General features: G+C 72.5%; 18 protein-coding genes. 7 read left to right on the forward strand and 11 right to left on the reverse strand.

Translation table 11 applies throughout. The features are described 5' to 3' along the window. The first annotated feature begins 461 nt into the window (after window positions 1–461). A complete protein-coding gene (locus AB0959_RS50380; RefSeq protein ID WP_366833760.1) occupies window positions 462–1,850 on the forward strand; it encodes a DUF2079 domain-containing protein in 1,389 nt (462 codons plus the stop codon). A gap of 31 nt (window positions 1,851–1,881) precedes the next feature. Here the strand turns inward: AB0959_RS50380 and AB0959_RS50385 are convergent, their stop codons facing one another. Both AB0959_RS50385 and AB0959_RS50390 read right to left on the reverse strand, forming a co-directional pair. After that, window positions 1,882–2,082, reverse strand: a complete 201-nt coding sequence (locus tag AB0959_RS50385) for a ferredoxin (protein WP_366833734.1) — start codon at window positions 2,080–2,082, stop codon at window positions 1,882–1,884. Window positions 2,083–2,108: 26 nt separating this feature from the next. Beyond that, a complete protein-coding gene (locus tag AB0959_RS50390) occupies window positions 2,109–3,326 on the reverse strand; it encodes a cytochrome P450 (RefSeq protein WP_366833735.1) in 1,218 nt (405 codons plus the stop codon). Window positions 3,327–3,500: 174 nt separating this feature from the next. Here AB0959_RS50390 and AB0959_RS50395 point away from each other — a divergent pair, with 174 nt between their 5' ends. The 3 genes from AB0959_RS50395 to AB0959_RS50405 all read left to right on the forward strand — a co-directional run bounded on the left by AB0959_RS50395 (window position 3,501) and on the right by AB0959_RS50405 (window position 6,934). Further along, complete coding sequence (locus AB0959_RS50395; protein WP_366833761.1) at window positions 3,501–3,974, forward strand: MarR family transcriptional regulator; 474 nt, start codon at window positions 3,501–3,503, stop codon at window positions 3,972–3,974. A 191-nt stretch (window positions 3,975–4,165) separates the two neighbouring features. Then, window positions 4,166–4,780: a TIGR03086 family metal-binding protein gene (locus tag AB0959_RS50400; RefSeq protein ID WP_366833736.1), complete on the forward strand. Its 615-nt coding sequence runs from the start codon at window positions 4,166–4,168 to the stop codon at window positions 4,778–4,780. 180 nt (window positions 4,781–4,960) lie between these two features. Then, window positions 4,961–6,934, forward strand: a complete 1,974-nt coding sequence (locus AB0959_RS50405; RefSeq protein WP_366833737.1) for a hypothetical protein — start codon at window positions 4,961–4,963, stop codon at window positions 6,932–6,934. Between the two features lie 211 nt (window positions 6,935–7,145). Here AB0959_RS50405 and AB0959_RS50410 read toward each other — a convergent pair whose 3' ends face one another. The 6 genes from AB0959_RS50410 to AB0959_RS50435 form a co-directional block, all read right to left on the reverse strand. Further along, window positions 7,146–8,291 carry a transposase gene (locus AB0959_RS50410; protein ID WP_366833738.1) on the reverse strand — a complete coding sequence of 382 codons (1,146 nt, stop codon included), beginning with the start codon at window positions 8,289–8,291 and terminating at the stop codon, window positions 7,146–7,148. 388 nt (window positions 8,292–8,679) lie between these two features. Beyond that, complete coding sequence (locus AB0959_RS50415) at window positions 8,680–9,984, reverse strand: diacylglycerol kinase family protein (RefSeq protein WP_366833762.1); 1,305 nt, start codon at window positions 9,982–9,984, stop codon at window positions 8,680–8,682. 109 nt (window positions 9,985–10,093) lie between these two features. Continuing rightward, entirely contained in the window at window positions 10,094–10,552 is a 459-nt protein-coding gene (locus tag AB0959_RS50420; protein WP_366833739.1) for a hypothetical protein, read from the reverse strand. Window positions 10,553–10,584: 32 nt separating this feature from the next. Then, a complete protein-coding gene (locus AB0959_RS50425) occupies window positions 10,585–11,070 on the reverse strand; it encodes an SHOCT domain-containing protein (RefSeq protein ID WP_366833740.1) in 486 nt (161 codons plus the stop codon). 138 nt (window positions 11,071–11,208) lie between these two features. Then, window positions 11,209–12,627, reverse strand: a complete 1,419-nt coding sequence (locus AB0959_RS50430; protein WP_366833741.1) for a hypothetical protein — start codon at window positions 12,625–12,627, stop codon at window positions 11,209–11,211. Between the two features lie 41 nt (window positions 12,628–12,668). Then, window positions 12,669–13,358, reverse strand: a complete 690-nt coding sequence (locus AB0959_RS50435) for an HdeD family acid-resistance protein (protein WP_366833742.1) — start codon at window positions 13,356–13,358, stop codon at window positions 12,669–12,671. A 160-nt stretch (window positions 13,359–13,518) separates the two neighbouring features. On the opposite strand from AB0959_RS50435, the gene AB0959_RS50440 reads away from it, so the two are divergent. Continuing rightward, a complete protein-coding gene (locus AB0959_RS50440; protein ID WP_366833743.1) occupies window positions 13,519–14,250 on the forward strand; it encodes a potassium channel family protein in 732 nt (243 codons plus the stop codon). Further along, a complete protein-coding gene (locus AB0959_RS50445) occupies window positions 14,247–15,653 on the forward strand; it encodes a DUF2252 domain-containing protein (protein WP_366833744.1) in 1,407 nt (468 codons plus the stop codon). Before AB0959_RS50440 ends, AB0959_RS50445 begins: the two co-directional genes overlap by 4 nt. Before the next feature lie 42 nt (window positions 15,654–15,695). Here the strand turns inward: AB0959_RS50445 and AB0959_RS50450 are convergent, their stop codons facing one another. Beyond that, window positions 15,696–15,893 (reverse strand): hypothetical protein, encoded by a 198-nt coding sequence (locus tag AB0959_RS50450; protein ID WP_366833745.1) that lies wholly within the window; start codon window positions 15,891–15,893, stop codon window positions 15,696–15,698. Here AB0959_RS50450 and AB0959_RS50455 point away from each other — a divergent pair. Continuing rightward, window positions 15,892–16,011, forward strand: coding sequence for a lasso RiPP family leader peptide-containing protein (locus AB0959_RS50455; RefSeq protein WP_366833746.1), 120 nt, complete (start codon window positions 15,892–15,894; stop codon window positions 16,009–16,011). The genes AB0959_RS50450 and AB0959_RS50455 overlap by 2 nt on opposite strands. Before the next feature lie 158 nt (window positions 16,012–16,169). Here AB0959_RS50455 and AB0959_RS50460 read toward each other — a convergent pair whose 3' ends face one another. Further along, window positions 16,170–18,815, reverse strand: coding sequence for a LuxR C-terminal-related transcriptional regulator (locus AB0959_RS50460; protein WP_366833763.1), 2,646 nt, complete (start codon window positions 18,813–18,815; stop codon window positions 16,170–16,172). Between the two features lie 277 nt (window positions 18,816–19,092). Then, window positions 19,093–19,845, reverse strand: a complete 753-nt coding sequence (locus AB0959_RS50465) for an SDR family oxidoreductase (protein ID WP_366833747.1) — start codon at window positions 19,843–19,845, stop codon at window positions 19,093–19,095. Between the last annotated feature and the right edge of the window lie 97 nt (window positions 19,846–19,942).

The following is a 19,942-nucleotide window of genomic DNA, read 5'->3' on the forward strand; positions in this document are numbered from 1 at the left end:
AGGCCAGGCCCTTCAAGTGGGCCAAGACGGCCGACCAGATCCTCGACCGAATCTGCCGTTACTGCTCACGCATCTCCGAACCAGGTCACTAGGCCGACGCGGGCGGGTCCCGGGGATGACCCCACCGCCTGAGATACGTCGCCGCTCGGCAATAATCCCGGCACCGTGCAACCGTTCCGTCGTCCCGGGCGTACAGGTCGTGGAACATGGTCATCCCGGGGAGCCTCATGACGGTCGAGAAGTTCGAGAGACAGGCGGCGGAGCCGACGGCGTCACCGGACACCGCGGGGGAGCCGGCATACGGGCTCGTCCCGTCCGGCTCGTAAGGACATCCCGTGGCCACGCCCCCGCCCGGCGGCCCGGACGCCCCGGTGTCACCGGCACCGGAGCAGACGGCGCCCGCGCCTCTCGTACCGGTCATATCGGCCAAGGCGCTCATACCGGCGCCGGTCACGCTCCCCCTGCGTGACCGGCGCCCCCACCCGTCCGGCCACCGGGAGTCCTCCGGCCGCCGTGACCCGTACCTCCTCGCGGCCGTCCTCTTCGTCGCGTACGCGACGCTCTCCGTCGCCCGCTACCGGTACATGGCCAGCCGCTCCTGGGACCTCGGCATCTTCGAGCAGGCCGTGCGGGCGTACGCCCATCTCCAGGCGCCGGTCGTCGACCTCAAGGGCCCCGGGACCAACGTCCTGGGCGACCACTTCAGCCCGGTCACCGCTCTCCTCGCCCCCCTCTACCGGCTCTTCCCCTCCCCGGTCACCCTGCTCCTGGCCCAGGCCGCGCTGTTCGCGCTGTCCGCCGTGCCGGTCACGCGGGCGGCCGCCGCGCTCCTGAGCCGACGCCGCGGACTCGCCCTCGGTATCGCCTACGGCCTGTCCTGGGGCCTCCAGCGCGCCGTCGAGGTCGACTTCCACGAGATCTGCTTCGCCGTGGCGCTGATCGCCTTCGCGCTGGAGGCCCTGCTGTACCGGAACTGGCGCCGGGCCCTGCTGTGGGCCCTGCCGCTGGTCCTGGTCAAGGAGGACCTCGGGCTGACGCTGGCGGCCATCGCCGTCGTGGTCGCCGTCCGCGCCCGCCCCACCTCCCCGCGCACCGTCCCGTACGCCCTGGCCGTGGCCGCCCTCGGAGTCGCCGCCACCCTGGTCACGCTCACCGTCGTCATCCCGGCCTTCAACACGTCCGGCGACTACGACTACTGGACCAAGGTCGACGGCGGCTTCGCCCTCTTCGACGGCACGGGGACCAAGCTCGGGACCCTGGCCTGGCTGCTGATCCCCACCAGTGGGCTCCTGGCCGTGCGCTCACCGCTGTTCCTCGTCGCGCTCCCCACGCTCGGCTGGCGCTTCCTCTCCTCCGAGGACCACTACTGGGGCACGGACTGGCACTACAGCGCGGTGCTGATGCCGGTCGTGTTCCTCGCCCTGGCCGACGCCCTCAGCGCCGTCCGCCGCAGCCCGCGCCCCTGGCTGCGCTCGTACGCGCGCCAGCTGCCCGCAGCCGTCGCCGCGGCCGCCCTCGCGCTCACCACCAGCCTCCCCCTGCACGTGCTGACCGAGCCGGCCGCCTACCGCACACCCGAGCGCGTCACCACCGCCGAGAAGATGCTGGCCACCATCCCGGACGGCGCGACCGTGGAGGTCAACCTCGGTCCCATCAGCCGCCTCACCTCCCGATGCCGCGTCTTCTGGTTCGGCAACACGCGCGGGATCACGCCCGACTACATCGCCCTCGACAACACCGGCGGCCGGTATCCCGACCCCCTGGCCACCGCCCGCGGGCTCCACCCCCGGGCCCGGTACGTGATCACGCGCGCCCGCCTGGGCTACCTGGTCCTGGAGCGCCGGTCCTGACGGCCCGACGGCAGTCGGCGATGACGGCTGGTCATGGAGTGTCGTCGAGCGTGATGGCGCCCGCGGGGCACATCGCCGCCGCCTCCCGGACGGTGGCGTGCCGGTCCGGGGCGGGTTCGGGGTCGAGGAGGAGGACGATGCCGTCGTCCTCCCGCTGGTCGAACACCTCCGGCGCGAGCAGTGCGCACTGCCCGGCACCGCAGCACTTGTCCTCGTCCACGCCGACCTTCATGGTCGTCCTCCCATTCGTCCCTTTGGTCACCATCGCACGGGCACCGTACGCAGGCCGCCGACGAGGAGGCCCTCGACACGCTGCAACTCCTCGACGGGCACGGCCAGTCGGAGGGTCGGCAGCCTGCGGAGCAGGGTTTCGAGGACGACCTGGAGTTCGGTGCGGGCCAGGGACTGGCCGAGACAGGCGTGCGGTCCGGCGCCGAAGATCATGTGGGGGTTCGGGGTGCGGGTGAGGTCCATCTCCTGCGGGTCGGCGAAGACCTGCTCGTCGCGGTTGGCGGAGGACAGACTGCAGACGACGGTGGTGCCGGCCGGCAGCAGTTCGCCGCCCACCTCCACGTCCTCCCCCAGGTAACGACGCACGCCGAAGCCGAAGTTGGCGTCGAAACGCAGGGCCTCGTCGACCGCCGTGCGCACCAGGGAGGGGTCGGCCAGCAGGCTCTCCCAACGGGTGCGGTCGGCCAGCAGCATCGAGACCATCTTGCCGATCATGTTCGCGGTGGTCTCGTGCCCGGCGACCAGCAGCCCCATCCCCGTGTTCAGCAGCAACTCGTCGGACAGGCCCTCGTCCTCCTCCGCGCTGTCCCTGATCAGGTTGCTCAGCAGGTCGTCGCCGGGTTCGGCGCGCTTGGCCGCGATGAGCTCGGACATGTAGCGCGCGAAGTCGGTGTACGACGCCTTCGCCTCCTCGGCCGAGTAGCGGCCGACGTTCAGGAACGCGTCGGACCAGTAGGAGAAGCGGTCCCGGTCCTCGGCGGGCGCGCCCAGCAGGTCGCAGATCACGTAGACCGGCAGCGGGAAGCCGACCGTCGCCTTGAGGTCGCCGGGCTGTCCCTGTGCGACCAGGTCGTCGACGAGGGACTCCGCGATGGCCGTCATGCCGGGGCGCAGCGCGGTCACGCGTTTGGCGGTGAGGTACTTGCCGACGTGGCGCCGCCACCGCAGGTGCTCCTCACCCCGGTTGGCGAGGGCCAGCGAGGAGTCACCGTTGGCGACGGGACCGCCCGCGCCCTCGGGGGCGATCCTGGCGGCGCCGTCCTCGGCGGTCGGGCGGACGAAGCGCGGGTCGGACAGGAGGGCCTTGATGTCGTCGTAGCGGGTCAGGTACGCCGCCTCGTCCCCGCTGGGGAGTTCGACGGTGGCCACCGGGCACGTCCGCCGTAACCGCTGCCATGCGGCCGGTGCCTCCAGTGGCCCGTCGGTGGGAAGGGGCAGGCGGAGGGCCGGGTCGTTCGGGCTCATCTGACATCTCCTTGTGGGGATCGCTGGGGTGGGCGATGGAGGAGACCTCGCTGGCACTGCACCCTACTCGCGCTGTGCATGATGCAACACCGGTGCGTTCTGCACGTCTCGCGCATCGTGCAGGCCGACGTAGGGTGTGGCCACCGGAAGACGAAGGAGATGAAGGAGAACGGCGTGGAGGCCAGGGAGGCGGGCGAGCACATCGAGCGGGAACTGCTGATCCTGATGCGGCACCGCGAACTGGCGGCCCCCCGAGGGCCCCGCGATGCCGACGCCCTGGACCGGAGCGCCTACGTCCTGCTCAGCCGCCTCGAAGTCCAGGGACCCATGTCCATCCCCGACTTCGTCGAGGCCTTCGGGCTCGCCCCGTCCACGTTCACCCGCCAGACCGCGCCCCTCCTGCGCGACGGGCTCGTGGAGCGGATGCTCGACCCGGACGGCGGGGTGGCCCGGAAGCTCCGTATCACCGAGAAGGGCGCGAAGCGGCTGGCCGCGCAGCGGGAGGAGACCGCCTCCAAGCTGGCCGAGGTTCTCACCGACTGGCCCGCGGAGCGGCTGCGGCGGTTCGTCGCCGACCTGGAGCGGTTCAACACCGACATCGAGCGCCTCGCCGGGCGGCCTTGGCCGCGGGCGGCACGCCGAGGGTGAGGGGTGGGGCTCCCTCCGGACCCCCGCTGTCGGCCTGAAGGGCCTCGTCCTCAAACGCCGGACGGGCTGGTGGGTGCCGACCGGGCTGAAAGGTGCGGGACACGGTTCGGGACGCGTTTCTTCAAGGCGCGTTGTTGCTTCCCTGCCTACCGTGGCCTCACGGAACCCGAGGAAGGAACCACATGGACGGCATGGAGCTCAGAACCGCGATGGCCAGGGCCTCGGACGCGGCCGTGGAGGTCGTGCGCGGTGTCGGGCCGGGGAACCTCGACCGGCCCACCCCGTGCCCGGAGATGACGGTCGGGGCCCTGGTGAACCACCTGTTCCACTGGACCGGCGCGTTGGCGCACGCCGCCGCGCTCAAGCAGCCGCCGCAGCGGCCGCAGCCGGACCCGGCGGCCGAAGACCGTGACCTCACCACGGAGCCGGGCTGGGCCGAGGCGTACGCCGCCGCCTCGTCGGCGACCGCCGAGGCCTGGAGCGATCCGCGGGCATGGTCGGGCGAGACGTCCCTGACCGGCGGCGGAACGCTGCCCGCCCCCTTCATCGGCGGGATCGTGCTCGGGGAATGGCTCCTGCACGGCTGGGACCTGGCGGTGGCCACGGGGCAGCGGCTGCGCGTGGACGACGCACTCGCGGCGGCGCTGTACGAGGACGTCGCGGGCCGGGCCGACATGGCCAGGCAGTACAAGGTGTACGGCCCCGAGGTCGAGGTGCCGCCCACCGCGCCGCTGTTCGACCGCGCGCTGGGCCTGGCGGGTCGCGACCCGTCGTGGACGGCACAAGCAAAGTTTGATCTTCCCTAGACCCACTCCAGACCATCTCCAGACTCTCTCCAGACCGTCCGGACGATCACTGTTTGCCCAGGCCAGGTACTGTCTGCACGATGACGGCGCCGGACCGGTGCCGGTCCTCCTCTCCCCCCACGTCGAGGTTCACCGCACCATGGGGCGCGCTCCGCGCGCCCTCCGCAGACAGGAGCCGTCGTGGCACTGAGGACACGGAGACCGGGAGCCGCCGCCATGGCGCTCACCGCGGTGGCGACGGCGGTGGCCGCGGCCACCCTGGGCGCCGCCCTTCCCGCGAGCGCCGCCGGGTACACGGTGTCGGCGGGTCCCTGGAGCACCGCCACCACCCTGACCGGCGCCGACGGACAGCAGAACCTGATCGACGTCAGGACGGCCGGTGACGGCACCGCCTTCGCCCTGTGGAGCGACAAGGCGGCGGGAGCCGGCAGCTGGGACTTCGAGGTCGCCGTCAAGCCGGCGGGAGGGGACACCTGGGGTGCGCCCCACACCCTGGTCACCGGTCGTGGACAGTCCACCGGAGCCGACCTGGCGGTGACGGCCGACGGGCACGCCGTGGTGACCTGGCAGGACGGCAGCAGCACGGACGGCACCCTGGCCGACGTCGCCGCCACCTGGGACCCGGCCCAGGGCAGTTGGTCGTCCCCGGCCCCGCTCGCGGCGTACGACGGGTCGTACCTGTCCCTGCCCCGCGTGGCGGCCGCGGCCGACGGCACCCTCACCGCGGTGTGGACCCAGGGCGACGGACTGATGACGTACCAGGTGATGACCGCGACCCGCGCCCCCGGCGCCGACTCCTGGTCCACGCCCGAGCCCCTGGCCTCCGTCGCCGGCGGCGACGTCTGGGACCTCTCGGTCGCCGTGGCCCCCGACGGGGCGGCCACCGCCGTCTGGACCGTGCACGACGAGTTCAGCAGCGACCTCGCCGTCACCACCACCACCCGTGCCTCGGCGGGCGGGGACTGGAGCAGCGCCGCCGTACTGCCCGGCACCGACGCCACGTCCGGCGACGCGCAGGTGACGATGGACGCCAAGGACGCCACCACCGTCCTGTGGAGCGCGGGCAGCGGCGACCTGAAGTCGGCCACCAGGACCTCCCCCTCCGGGGCCTGGGGTGCCGCCCAGACCGCCGTGGCCGCGTCGTTCAACGGAGGCGGCGACGACAGCGGGCCCCTGACCGCCCCGAACGGCGACCTCACCTACGTGTGGGAGAGCTGGAGCAGCGCCGCGGGCGAACCGGTCGTACGGGCCGTCGTCCGCACCGCGAGCACGGGCACGTGGTCCCTCCCGAGGACGCTGTCCACCGGCTACGTCGACCACCAGGTGTCCGCCTCCATCGGCGCCGACGGAACCGTGCAGGTGGTGTGGCCGCAGACGCCGAGCATCGACAACGGCGACGACCACTACCTCCAGTGGGCGGTCCGCGCCGACGGCAAGTGGAGCACGGCGACCGCCCTCAACTCCGCTCCCGTCGCCGCCGTTCCCAACACGGACGCCCTGTCCGGCAAGGTGGCCGCGGGCCCCGACGGTCGGGCCACGGTCGTGTGGCGCGAGGCGGTGTACGCGTCCCCCGGCTCCTACACCTCCCAGCTGTGGACCCAGTCGCAGACCCTGCTGACCAAGCCGAAGATCACCTCCAAGGCCTACGTCAGCGGGACGGCGCGCACCGGTTCCACGGTCGCCTGCATCGCGTCGTGGAGCGGCTACCGCGCCGTCGTCGCCTGGTCCTGGCTGCGCGACGGCACGGTCATCTCCGGAGCCACGGGCAAGTCGCGCACGCTGACGTCCTCCGACTACGCCCACAAGGTGTCCTGCCGGGCCGTCGTCAGCAACAACGCCGGCTCGGTCACCTCGACGTCGAGCGGTGTCACGGTGGCCGTCGGCCCGGCGCTGAAGGCGACCACGGCCCCCACCATCAGCGGCACCGCCAAGGTCGGCTACCGGCTGACCGCGAACCACGGCACCTGGTCGCCGTCCGCCACCTCGTACACGTACGTCTGGAAGCGCAACGGCACGTCCATCAGCGGCGCCACCAAGTCCACGTACGTCCCGGTGGGGGCCGACCGGGGACAGAAGATCACGGTGAAGGTCACCGCCCACCGCTACGGCTGGACGAACGGCTCGGCCACTACGGCCGCCGTGGTCGTGCGCTGACCCACGCGCCACGACTCACCCGGTCCGGCTCTCGGCCCGGTCGGCAAGGCTCTCGGCCGACGAGGACCCGGGTTTCCGCCCGGGTCTTCCTTGGTAACGTCACCTTCTCGGCCGTGAACGGCCGAGCTTGTTGGCTCGGTCGTTCACACCTCGTCGCGCTCCCGACTGCCCCCTACGGCAGGACGGTCACGGGTCGCATCTCCCTCTCCGGTCAGGCCGGGTGTGGGACGGGCATGGTGACGAATGCCCACGCCGAGCGTGCGCGGTCGCGCACGTTGACCCCGGCGACGACGTCGGCGGGGCCAGCGAGCCCGCACAGACGACAACGGAAATGGTCCCGGTCGGGCCGGTTGGCCCGCTCGGTGTGCCCGCAGCGCGGACAGCGCTGCGAGGTGTAAGCCGCGTCCACTTCCAGGAACGGCACTCCGGCCTTGCGAGCTTTGTAGGCGAGGTGGTGTCCGAGTTGGTGGAAGGGCCAGGAGGAGAGTGTGCCCCGCTGGTCGCCGCGTAGCCGTACCCGCTCGCGGATCCCGCCGAGTTGCTCGACGGCGATGCCGCGACCGGTGCGTTGGGCAACGGACACGATCTCCTTGCTGATCCGATGGTTCACATGGGTGGCATGGCGGCGTTCCTTCTGTGCGCGGCGGGTGGCCGAGCGGGTCTGCTTGGCCTGGAGTTCGGCGCGTTTGCGGGCCTGCCAGCGCCGGTAGCGGGACAGGCGGCGGCCCTGGTGGTTGGTGCCGTCGGAGGTGGTGGCCAGGTTCACGATGCCCCGGTCGACCCCGATCCAGTCGGCAGGCTCGTACACCTCCGGGTCGGGGATCTCGCAGGTGGCGATCAAGAACCACTTCCCGCCGCGCTGCACCAGATCGCTCTCGCCCTTGCGGTAGGTCACGAGGGTCTTGAGCTGGTCGGGGGAGCAGGCGAAGCGGATGCCCTTCATCCGCCCGTCGACGGTCCAGACGGAGACGGTGCGCGCGTCGTACTGCCACGACAGGCAGCGGTCGTCGAATGGCTGGGCCGCCTGCGGGCGGAAGGTGATCGGTGAGCCGACCGCCCTGCGGTGCCGCTTGGAGGTGGGCGGGCCCAGGTTTCCTGCCTGCAGGTTGGCTTTCAGGGTGGCGTAGGCGTCGACGACCTTCTTCACCGCCCGCACCGCAGGCTGCGCGGACAGCCCGAACGTGGCTTTCAGGTCCGTGTACACCTCCTTCTGCAGACCATTGCGGTCTTTGAGGTGCTTGGCGAAGGCAACCTGTGAGGCGTAGGTGGCGGCCCGGTTGCAGGCGCGCAGGGTCGCCTCCAGTGCCGACGCCTGCTCGGGCGTCGGCAGCAGCTTCACCTGCACGACCAGCTTCACGACATCGGACCGTAGTACGACTTCCGCACACACAACCGCCGTTCACGCGGCACTCACCACAACAGGTGATCTATGGGGCAGTTGTTCGCATTCCCTGGCTCCGCCAGGCAGCCGTGCGGGCGCTCGGCGTCGGGCGACGACCAGATGCGGTCCTCGCCGCTGAGCTGCCGGTGCCGGTGCACCTGCGGGCGGCGGGGCGGTACGCACCAGCGCGGGACGGGAGGAGGTCTGCGTGCGTCTGACGCAGGCACTGTCGCGCCTGGCCCCGGACGAGACCCTCCACCCCGGCCCGCGATGGCAGCCCTCCCGTACGGACGGGCGCGACGGGTGGGGGCGGCAGCGCCCCTGACACGCGCCCGCCCGGTCTCAGCGGTCTCAGCCAGTGGTCTCAGCGGGGGTGTCCCACGGCCAGCCGCGCCACGCGCGGCCAGTCGGGCGTCGTCCCGCTGCCGCGCGGGACGCCGGGGCGATGGCGCGGTACACGGACGCGGAGGGCTCCGGGCGCGCTGCGGCACACCACGGGCGCGGGCAGCACGACGTGTTCTCCGTCGATGCCAACCGGGAGGGTGTCCGCGTCCGCCTCGACGACGACTTCCCGGGCGTTCACCCGGATGAGCCCCTCGACGCCGGAGCCGGAGCCGGAGCCGGAGCCGGAACCGGAGTCGGGGCCGGAGCCGGGGCCGCGCACCAGGCGGGCGGCCTGAGCGGCTCCGGCGACCCGTACGCCGATCACGCCGAGCAGCCCCGTATCCAGCCGTTCCCTGCGGCCCGGACGAGTGGCGTCGACGGCGCGCCCGTAGGGGTCGTTGCTGACGAGCAGTGCCTGGAGCCCCTCGGCCCGCGTCGGCCCGGCCCGCATCCGCAGTCCGGTCGCCTCCCCGCCGGTGAGGAGGCCGGGCAGGGTCCGCAGGATCGTCTGCGCCTTTGCGTCGCGGTACGCGGGGTCGGCGACCACGGACGCGTACGTGCCGAAGGAGGCGTTGTTCACGAAGACCCGGTCCGCGACGTACCCGAGGTCGACGCGGAGTTCGACACCGTCGGACAGGGCCTCCAGGGCCGCCGCCGGATCGTCGCGGTCGAGGCCGAGATCGAGGGCGAAGTGGTTGCGGGTACCGGCGGGGATCACGGCGAAGGGCAGGCCGTGGTGGGCCGCGACCTCGGCCACGAGCGCCTGGGTGCCGTCACCGCCAGCCACCGCCAGGAGGTCGGCTCCCTCGGAGATGGCCCGCCGGGCGAGTTCGGCGACGTCCTGGTGTGCGTGTCCCTCCAGCAGCTCCACGCGGGCACCGGCGGCGCGGGCCTTGTCCACCAGGTGGAAGCGGCCCACCTTGCCGCCGCCCGAGCGCGGGTTCATGAGGATCCAGGGGTGACGGGGCGTCTCGGTCACGGCCCGTTCGGGGGCGCGCCCGGGTGCCAGGGCCGTACGCGCCGACGTCACGGCCACCACCCACAGGGCGAGGGACACGCAGGCCGCCCACAGCATGTCGTACGCGGCGTACAGGGCGAGCACGGCCGCCGGCGCGGCCACCGACAGGACCGCCCCGAGGACCCGGACCACACCCCTGTGCGCCAGGACCCACCACATCCCGACGGCGGCGAGCGCCAACGCGGCGACGCCGGCCAGCGCCCACAGCACGCTCCGCAGACCCGCGACGACGAGCGGCACCACGATGCTGCCCGCCAGGGCGAGCACGGCGAGGCGGGCCCGGCCGGCGCTGCCCTGCCGCGCCGTCCCGGGCCCTCCCTCACCTGGTCCGTTCCCGTTCCCTCCGTGTACGTCATGTACGTCCACCTGGGCTGCCTCACACGTGGTGCGGTGTGCGTTCGTACCGGTCGGACTCGTATCTGGCGGAGGCGTCGTCGCGCCGGCCCACGCACAGCGCCCAGATGACGAAGCCCGTGATCGCGATCATCACGACCGACCAGACCGGGTAGTACGGCAGGGAGAGGAAGTTGGCGATGAGGATGAACGCCGCGATGCCCACACCGACGATGCGCGCCCACATCGCGTTCTGGAGCAGCCCGAAGCTGACGAGCACGGCGACGATGCCGAGCGCGAGGTGGAGCCAGCCCCAGCCGGTCGTGTCGAACCGGAAGACGTACTCGGGTGTCGCGACGAAGACGTCGTCCTTGGCGATGCCCATGATCCCCCGGAAGATGGCGAGCACGCCGCCGATCATGAGCATCACGGCCGCGAAGACGGTCAGGCCGCTCGCCCAGTTCTGCCTCGTGGTGGGTTGCCGGGTGTGTGTCGCTGCCATCGTGGTTCCTCGTTTCGTGTCGTCCGGCATGCTCAGCGACCGGAGGTGGGGGTGGAGCCGGCGGCACCGGGGGCGGCACCGGAGTGCGCGGCCGTGCCGTGGCCGGTCAGGACCATTTCCTTCGCCCTGCGGTACTCCTCGTCCGTGATGTCACCGCGGGCGCGGATCTCCGACAGCCGGGCGAGTTCGTCGACACTGCTCGCCGTGCCCTTGGTGCCCGCGGTGTCCCGGATGTAGCTGTCGAAGGCCTCCTGCTGTGCGCGTGCCTGGGCCTTCTCCCGGCGGCCCATGTCCTTGCCGCGGGCGATCACGTAGACGAAGACGCCCAGGAAGGGCAGGACGATGCAGAACACCAGCCATCCCGCCTTCGCCCAGCCGCCCATCTCGTCGTCCCGGAAGATGTCGACGACGACGCGGAAGAGCAGGATGATCCACAGGATCCACAGGAAGAACCAGAGCATCGTCAAGAACGCGCTCGCCAGCGGAAAGTCGTACGCCAGGTACGTCGTCGCGTTCATGTTCCGTCCTCCGTCCCGGGTGCTCGGGCGCTCGCCCGGCAGCCCTTCTGTGCCGTCTTCAGCGTGCCCGCGGCGAGGGCTCGGCGGCCTCACCCGGCACGGGTGATCGTGCGGCTCGCCCGGGGCGGGGCCGGCGGCTCACGTGGCCGCCCCTGCCTCCGGGCCGGCGGCCGGGGCGGCTGGGGCGGCCGAGGGCGGGCCCGCGGCTGCCGCGAGGATCGCCAGGACGATCAGTACGGCCAGGACGATGCCGAGGACGATCGCCACCACGGCGACCGTGGGCGCGTTCCACAGCAGCAGCGCCAGGGCTCCCGCCGCGATCACGCCCCCGGTGGTCCACTTCTGGTGGGCGGCCAGCCAGCGGCCCGCCCGGCCGGTCCGCATCCCGGCGCGGCCCAACGCGTCTCCGGCGGCCGTCGTGCCCCGGTCCGCGGTGTGCCGGACGGCGCGGGCGACCCGTCCGGGACCGAACATGTACGCGGCCAGGCCTGTGATCACGGCGACGACCAGGAGGGTGCGCGTGCTGTCGCGCAGGAAACGGACCACCGTGTCGTAGATCGCCGAGGCCGCGTCGGGAGGCAGCGCCGAGGACGGCACCGAGTCCAGGTAGACCCGTCTGGCGACGGCCAGCGCGACGAGCAGCAGCACCATCATCACGCCGACGCCCGTAGCGGTGATCATCAGCATGACCCGGTGCCCAGGAGCGGTCCACACGGCGAGGGCGGCGAGCACGATGGTCACGATGGGCAGCCACACCCCGACGACGTCCAGCACCCGCAGCGTGTCCTGCGCCGTGCTCAGCTTCTTCGTCTCGAACAGCGTGATCGTCCGGTCGGGGGCCGGGATGTCGGCGGCCTTGGCGAAGCCCGCGTCGACGAGGCGCTGCTTCACCACGTCGACGAGCTGTCCGACGTTCAACTGGATGGTGTCGCCCTTGGCCTGTACGACGCCGCTGTTCTCACCGGTGAGCACGTTCAGCACGGCGGCGTGCGCCTGCCGGTTGGCGTCCACCCACACCGTCTTGAAGGCGTCGCTGGTGACCACACGGGTGACCACCCGGTCGACGACGCTCCGGACCGCGGACTGCAGCGGACCGGTGAGGGCGTCGGCCCCCGCCACGACACGGGGTGGCGCCCCGGCGTTCTGGAGGGACTTGGTGAGCGCGTCCGTCACCGCCTTGACGTCGATGTTCTTCACGACGCGGTTGGTGAGCCGGTCGATCACGACGTTCTGTACCGCCGGCTCGGACGCCAGCGGCGCGACGGTCTCCACGTAGTTGTCGGTGTCGGAGACCGTGTTGTCGATCCAGGCCGCGACGACGGCCAGGGGGGCCAGCAGCAGGGCCAGCAGCAGGAGGATCGAGGCGCCGACCTGGCGCAGCCGCCGGTGACGCACCGTCGAGGCCCGGCGCAGCCGCTCGTACTCCTCGCGCTCCGCGTCGCTCAGGGCGTGGCCGGGGGGAGGGGATTTGCCGGGGGGTGGGGCTTTGCCGGGGTCCGGCGAGGCCTGGGACGGGTCCGGGGCCGAGTCCGGGTCCGGGACCGGGGCCGGGTTCATGGGGGGCTCCCCTCGTCGAGTACGCCGCCGGGGACGCGGTGTCAGGCTGTCGGGCCGGGGTCGTACGGGCCCGTGGTGCGCGCCCCCGGGCCGTCGTCGGCCGTGTTCGCCCTGTGGAGCGCGGCCCGCCACGAGAAGGCGATGACCGCCTCGGTCAGGCCGAGCAGGACGAGCCACAGGCCGAGCAGCCGGGTCAGGGCGAGGGCCGACTCCATGGGCGTGGCGAGGACCACGATCCCCGCGACGATGCCGAGGACCGCGGCGCCCAGGACGACACCGCGGTGCGGCAGGTCCTTGGCGCCGATGGCCGCGTACAGGGTGAGGACGCCGGACACGAGCCAGACGATCCCGACGATCAGTGACAGCGCGGCGATGGTCTGCAGCGGGTTTCGCAGGCACAGCACCCCGCCCAGGACGTACAGCACGGCCAGGAGCAACCCCGGGAGCCGTTCGCCGTGGCCCTCCCGGGCGAAGACGGCCACGAAACGGAACGCCCCGGTCACCAGCAGGTACAGGCCGAAGAGGACCGCCAGGACGTGCAGGGTCTCGTCCGGCCAGACCAGCACCAGGACGCCCGGCACCAGCGTCGCGACGGCCGAGCCCAGGATCCAGGTCCAGGAACGGCCGAGTCGGGCCAGTACGTCCGCGGGGTCACCCGGGGTGCCCGTGGCCGTCGCGTCGGGCCTGTGCTCCGGTCCGGTGGGTGGTGCCGGACCATGCGGCATGGTCATGACTCCTCCTTGCGCACGGCTCGTCCTCGCACGATCGAGCGGTGCGGGGCGGTGTGCGGGCAGGTTCAGCGTCGCGCCCGCCGCGCGGCTCCGGGTCACCCACGGCGGGTGATCCGTCCGCACCGCTCCGGCGGTGAGGTGGGAACGGGAGGCACGTGAGATGAGCGATTCCAGGACCGCCGGTCCGGGCCCCGCCGGGTCCGGACCGGACACGCACCGGCGGGACGGGCGGCTTCGCTCCCGCCGGCGGGCGGCGGGCGCGAGCATCGCCCGCGCGGTGTTCATCGCCGCCGGTCTCGTCACCGCCTACTACCTGCTGCCTCTGAACGAGCAGGGCTCCGTCGGCGCGGCGACGCTGCTCGCGTGCGGCCTGCTGGCGGTCGTGCTGGTGTTCGCGTGGGAGATACGGGTCATCGCGCGCTCGCCCCACCCGCGGCTGAAGGCCGTCGAGGCCCTGGCCGCCACCCTGGTGCTGTTCCTGGTCCTGTTCGCCGGCTCCTACTACGTGCTGGAGAGCACCACGCCGGGCTCGTTCACCGAGCCGTTGAACAGGACGGACGCCCTGTACTTCACGCTGACCGTCTTCAGCACCGTCGGCTTCGGCGACATCACCGCACGCTCCCAGACGGGGCGCGTGATGGTGATGCTGCAGATGACCGGAGGCCTGCTGCTCGTCGGCGTCGCCGCACGGGTGCTGGCGAGCGCGGTCGAGGCGGGGCTGCGCCGCCAGGGCCCCGAGCAGCCGACGAAGCCGGGGGAGCCGGCCGAAGCGGGGGAGCCGGCCGAACCAGGGAAGCCGGCCGAACCAGGGAAGCCGGCCGAACCAGGGAAGCCCGGGGGGACGGGGGCCGGAACCGACACGACGACACCGGACCAGGAGGCCGAGTCATGACCGTACCGAGCGATTTCACCTCCTCCCTATCGCCGTCCGAGCGGGCGGCGTACGGCAAACAGGCACGCACACGCGCTCCGCGTTCGAGCCACGGATGGTTCGAGGCGGACCAGCAGCGACCCGACCCCGTCGACGTGATCGAGCGTCAGTCGGCCGATCGCGTACCGGAGTTGGTGCCGGTCCGCTACGGCCGCATGCTCGAATCGCCGTTCCGCTTCTACCGCGGAGCGGCCGCGATCATGGCCGCGGACCTGGGCCCCGTCCCGAACACCGGCTTGCAGGTGCAGCTATGCGGCGACGCCCATCTGCTGAACTTCCGGCTGCTCGCCTCGCCCGAGCGCCATCTGGTCTTCGACATCAACGACTTCGACGAGACCCTGCCCGGCCCGTTCGAGTGGGACGTCAAACGACTGGCGGCGAGCTTCGTGACGGCCGCCCGGGAGAACGGCTTCGGCACCAAGGAACAGAACGACGCCGTACGGACGTGTGTGAGGGCCTACCGGGAGCGCATGCGGGACTTCGCCGGCATGCACACCCTGGACGTCTGGTACGCCCAGGACGACATCGACCGCATGCGGGAACTGATGGCCTCGTCGGTCAGCTCCGAGGCCGAGCACCGCGCCGCCAAGGCCTCGAAGCAGGCCCGCACGCGCACCCACCTCCAGGCCTTCGAGAAACTCACCCGCGTCACGGTGGAGGGCCGGCGCATCGCACCGGACCCGCCGCTGATCGTTCCGCTCGCGGACCTGCTGGACCCCGCCGAGGACTGGCAGGAGAAGGAACTGCAGACGGTTCTGGAGGGATACGTGCGAACCCTGCCCTCCGAACGCCGGTACCTGCTCCGCCACTTCCGTCTGGTGGACATGGCCCGGAAGGTGGTGGGCGTCGGCAGCGTCGGCACGCGCTGCTGGATCATCCTCATGCTCGGCAGGGACGACGACGACCCCCTGCTGCTGCAGGCCAAGGAGGCCCAGGAGTCGGTGCTGTCCGCCCACACGGGCGGCGACCGCTGGGACAACCAGGGCCGCCGGGTGGTGTCCGGACAGCGCCTGATCCAGACGACCAGCGACATCTTCCTCGGCTGGACGCACGCCGTGGGCCTCGACGGACAGGACCGCGACTTCTACGTCCGCCAGCTGCGGGACTGGAAGGGCATCGCACGGCCGGACACCATGGACCCGCCCCTGCTCTCCCTCTTCGGCCGGCTGTGCGGGGCGTCCCTGGCGCGGGCCCACGCCCGCTCCGGCGACGCCGTCGCCATCGCCTCCTACCTGGGCGGCAGCGAGCGCTTCGACCACGCGCTCACCGAGTTCGCCCAGTCCTACGCCGACCAGAACGAGCGGGACTTCAAGGCGCTGGGGGCGGCGGTCCGGTCGGGGCGGGTCAAGGCGGAGAGCCTCTGAGCCGAGGCGGAGAGTTCTCGAGTACGGCAGCTGCCGCCCCCGTCACTCCGGCAGCTGCCGCATCTCAAGGATGCGCAGGCCCAGCGACTGGCAGCGCGCCAGCAGCCCGTACAGCTGCGCGTCGTCGACGACCGGGCCGAACAGGACGGTCTGACCGGCCATGACCACGTGGCCGAGCTCCGGGAAGGCCTCGGCCAGGGTTTCCGACAGATGTCCGTCGACGCGGATCTCGTAGCGCATGAGCTGCTCCCGCGGGCGGCTGGAGACAGGCGGTGGGCGGACGTGTCCTTTCCTGCGATCGTCCTCTCCTACGATCGTCCGCCACGGCCCGCTGCGGGACCTCACCCGGGGGAGGTGACCCGTCCTGGTCGAGAGGCCGCGGCCACGAGACGTCGGGAACTTCCACAGCTGTGGACAACGGGACCGGATGCCGGGACCGGATGCCAGGCACCCGCCCGCCGTGCGGTCACAGCACCCGCCCGCCGTGCGGTCACAGCAGCCGGAGGTCACGTGCGGTCACAGCAGTCGGAGGTCACGCGCGCGGCGCACCGCGTCGTTGCGCCGGTTCACCGCCAGTTTGCGGTAGACGCTCTTGAGGTGGGTCTTCACCGTGTTCACCGACACGTAGAGGTCGGCGGCGATCTCCTCCGTCGACATCATCCGGGCCAGCCGCTCCAGAACGTCGCGCTCCCGCGCGCTCAGCTCCGCCGCGACGAGCGGTGAGGTCTGCGGCGCCTCGGGCCGGGCCGGCCCGCCCCGCGGGGCCGGACCGGAGGTGAGCCAGCCCGTGGCCAGCTCCTGGAGCGGTGCCGTGGACAGCAGCGGCCTGATCCACGGCCGGGCGTCGAGGAAAGGGCGCCGCAGCCGCTCGCGCCGGGCGTCCAGAAGCGCCTGCGCGACGAGTCTGCGCGCCGTGGCGGTGTCTCCCGCCTCCTCCGCGGCCCGGGCCCGCACCAGCGCCGCCCGGACGGTCACCGCGGGGCCGGACCGGCCACCGCTGCGGATGCCGTCCAGCAGGTCGATCGCCTCCCCCGGATGACCCGTGGCCAGCTGTATCCGCGCGGCCTCCACGGCACACGCGGGCTGGTCGCCGGACACACCCTGGAGTGCCTCGGCCGCCCTCTGCGGCCGTCCTTCGGCCAGTTGGGCGGCGGAGGCGACCAGCGCCTCGTGGCTCGTCGCCCAGGGTGAGGCCACGGCGGCGGAGACGGCCGGGTCCGCCGCCTCGACGGCGGCGCGTGCGTGGCCCCTCACGAGGAGGAGACGAGCCGTGGCGAGGGCCCGGCCCGCCGCCGTGACCGGGTCCCGTGTCGCGCGGCGGAGCTGCTCCGTCTCGTCGAGGAGCTCCTGGGCCCGGCCCAGTTCGTCGCGGTCGACGGCCACGGCGGCGAGGACCAGCCGCCCGATGCCGCAGCCGCACGGCTGGGGCAGGCTGAACCGCTCCTCCTCGGACACCGCCGCCAGGGCCTTGCGCTCCGCCCTGCCGAGCCAGCCGTTCAGATAGTCGATGAGCGCCAGGAGCCCCATCGCCTCCTCCCTGGGCAGGACGGTGGAGGCGTTACCGGGAGCGCCGGTCACCAGGGACAGGGCGGCTCGCGCCTCCTCGAAGCTTCCCGCCCACAGGCGGGTGGAGCCCAGGTGCGTCAGCAGGAGCGCGGTGAGTTCGGGATGGCGGTCCAGGAGGTGCGCGGGGACGTCATGGCGCAGCTCGTCGGCGGCCCTGGCGGCCTTCTCGGCCCGTCCGGGGGATCCGGTCAGCCGAGCGGCCAGCGCCTGGAGCAGCGCACAGCTCAGCCGGGCGGCCGCCAGGCCCGACGTGTCGGACACGTCGAACGCGTCGGGCACCCCGGCGTTCAGGGACTCTTCCGCGCGGTGCAGGTGGGCGAGACCGTGGTCGAGGTCGTACCGGGACAGGTCGCGGGCCGCCCGGACGAGGTCCGCCGCGGGGCTCGCCGCCTCGGGACCCATCCGGGAGAACAGCTGGTCCAGGTCGTCGGAGCGCAGACCGGTGAAGAGCTGCCCGATCGCCAGGTCGTCGACGAGGGCGCCGGCGGTGAACCCCCAGTCGCCGGCGGCGGCACCGTGGGCGAGGGTCTCCGGCAGCGATCCCGTGGACCGCAGCCACCGCGCGGCCCGCCGGTGCAGCTCCGGCTCAAGGCCGGGCAGACGTACGCGCAGATGGGCCCGGAGTATCTCCCCGAACAGCGGGTGGAGCCGGTACCAGGAGTGCCCGAGGTCCTCCACGAACGCGTTCGCGCGGTGCAGCCCGAGGAGCAGGGGTTCGGCGTCGGTCCGCCCGGTCAGCGCGTTCGCCAGTTCGGGGCAGAAGCGCTCCAGGACGCTGACGCGCAGCAGGAGGTCCTGTGTCTCCTCCGGCTGTCGCTTGAGCACCTCGGCCAGCAGGAAGTCCGCGACCGCGCTCCGGCCCGCCTCGAACTCCTTCAGATAGAGCTCCGGGTCGGCGCTCTCCCGCGCGGCCAGGGCGCACAGCCGCAGACCGGCGGCCCAGCCCCGGGTGCGGTCCACCAGGGTGCGCGCGGCGGGCACCGGAAGGGTCAGACCGTGCAGCTCCAGCAGCGCGACGGTCTCCTCCGGGGTGAAGGCCAGCTCCGCGGCGCGGACCTCGGTCAGCTCGCCGGCCGCACGGTAGCGGTGCAGCGGCAGCAGGGGTTCGGTACGGGTGACGAGGACCAGGCGCATGCCCTGCCCGGCGTGGTGCAGCACGAACTCCAGCTGTTCCGCGATCTCCGGCGCGGGCACGCGGTCGTACTCGTCGAGCACCACGACCACGGGTTCGTCACGACCGCTCAGCTCGGCCGCGAGCGCCGTCAGCAGCCCGCGGTCCACCCGGCTGGGGTCCGCCGGGAACCCGACCTCGTAGGACACCGGCACTCCGCCGGAGCGCAGGGCCTGCAGGACGTAGGCCCAGAACACCCCGGGACGCCGGTCCCCCGCCTCGACGGTGAGCCAGGCGACCGGCTCCTTCAGGCCCGCGGCCCAGTCGGCGGCCAGCAGGGTCTTGCCCGCGCCGGCCGACCCGTTGACCAGCGTCAGGGGCGTCCGCAGGGCCCGGTCGAGATGCCGGAGGAGCCGCTGGCGCCGAAGAAACGTGCCGGGCCTCGTCGGAAGGGCGAACCGGGTACGCAGAAACGGATCGCCCAGGGGGTCGGCGTACGGGGCGGTCGGGGCGGTCGGGGCGGTCGGAACAGCCGTAACGGCCGTAACAGCGGGGATGGCGGCATCATCGGGAACAGCGGCACCAGCCGCACCATCCGGAACGCTTGGTTCCGAGGTCTTGTCGTCGGTCTCGGCCACGGCGCTCACCACCACCGTCCCTCAAGGTCGGATCATGGGCGCGCTTTCTCCCTCAGCATCCCAGCCTTCCCGCACATCCGCTCGACGCAGGCACCGGCGCCCCGTTCGCCAGCCGGTCCGTCCGTCATTCGTCGGGCGTCAGCACCATGGGCAGCGGGCCGGCGAGAACACCGCCGTCCAGCACGAACTCGCTGCCCGTCGAGAACGTGGCGTCGGCGACGATGAAGAGCACCATGCGGGCGACCTCCTCGGGCTCACCGAACCGGGGAACGGGCTGCCCGGCGGTGTACGAGTCGTCGAAGCCGGCCGTCAGCGGCGTACGGATCGCTCCGGGGTGGACGGAGCAGACGCGGATCCGGTCGGAGGCCAGCTCCAGCGCCGCGACCTTCGTCAGCCCACGCAGCCCCCACTTGCCGGCCACGTACGATCCGATGCCGGCGTAGGCGGTCAGCCCGGCGAGGGACGAGATGTTCACGATCACGCCTCCGCCGGCCCGCCGCAACGAGGGCGCGACCGCGCGCATGCCCAGCCACGGGCCCTGGAGGTCGACGTCGATGACCCGGCGGAACGACGCGAGGCTCTGTTCCTCCATCGTGCCCCACTCCATGATCCCGGCGTTGTTGACGAGCACCGAGACCGGACCCAGTTCCCGCTCCGTCTCGTCCACCGCCGCCCGCCAGCCGTCCTCGCTGCTGACGTCCAGGTGCAGGGAGCGGGCCCGGTCACCGAGCTCCGCGGCCAGGTCCGCCGCCTCGGCGTCGAGGATGTCGGTGACCGCGACGGCGGCGCCCTCGGCCGCCAGGAGGCGTGCCACCGCGGCGCCGATCCCGCCGGCCGCACCGGTGACGATCGCCACCTGTCCGCTGAGACGTCCCATCCCGACCTCCTGAGCCCGGCTCGTTCCGAAGCCCCCGCCTCAAGCATTGGCCGCGGCGGGCGGGAACCGCAGTTCCGGATGACCCGGAAGGTGTCCG

The organism is Streptomyces sp. NPDC046862 (assembly GCF_040704615.1).
Taxonomy (GTDB): Bacteria; Actinomycetota; Actinomycetes; order Streptomycetales; family Streptomycetaceae; genus Streptomyces.

Excerpts from the sequence above, each read along its gene's own strand:
- AB0959_RS50385 (WP_366833734.1), bottom strand. The coding sequence starts at position 2,082 with ATGAAGGTCGGCGTGGACGAGGACAAGTGCTGCGGTGCCGGGCAGTGC.
- AB0959_RS50390 (WP_366833735.1), bottom strand. The coding sequence starts at position 3,326 with ATGAGCCCGAACGACCCGGCCCTCCGCCTGCCCCTTCCCACCGACGGG.
- AB0959_RS50400 (WP_366833736.1), top strand. The coding sequence starts at position 4,166 with ATGGAGCTCAGAACCGCGATGGCCAGGGCCTCGGACGCGGCCGTGGAG.
- AB0959_RS50420 (WP_366833739.1), bottom strand. The coding sequence starts at position 10,552 with ATGGCAGCGACACACACCCGGCAACCCACCACGAGGCAGAACTGGGCG.
- AB0959_RS50425 (WP_366833740.1), bottom strand. The coding sequence starts at position 11,070 with ATGAACGCGACGACGTACCTGGCGTACGACTTTCCGCTGGCGAGCGCG.
- AB0959_RS50430 (WP_366833741.1), bottom strand. The coding sequence starts at position 12,627 with ATGAACCCGGCCCCGGTCCCGGACCCGGACTCGGCCCCGGACCCGTCC.
- AB0959_RS50435 (WP_366833742.1), bottom strand. The coding sequence starts at position 13,358 with ATGACCATGCCGCATGGTCCGGCACCACCCACCGGACCGGAGCACAGG.
- AB0959_RS50440 (WP_366833743.1), top strand. The coding sequence starts at position 13,519 with ATGAGCGATTCCAGGACCGCCGGTCCGGGCCCCGCCGGGTCCGGACCG.
- AB0959_RS50445 (WP_366833744.1), top strand. The coding sequence starts at position 14,247 with ATGACCGTACCGAGCGATTTCACCTCCTCCCTATCGCCGTCCGAGCGG.
- AB0959_RS50455 (WP_366833746.1), top strand. The coding sequence starts at position 15,892 with ATGAGCTGCTCCCGCGGGCGGCTGGAGACAGGCGGTGGGCGGACGTGT.
- AB0959_RS50450 (WP_366833745.1), bottom strand. The coding sequence starts at position 15,893 with ATGCGCTACGAGATCCGCGTCGACGGACATCTGTCGGAAACCCTGGCC.
- AB0959_RS50465 (WP_366833747.1), bottom strand. The coding sequence starts at position 19,845 with ATGGGACGTCTCAGCGGACAGGTGGCGATCGTCACCGGTGCGGCCGGC.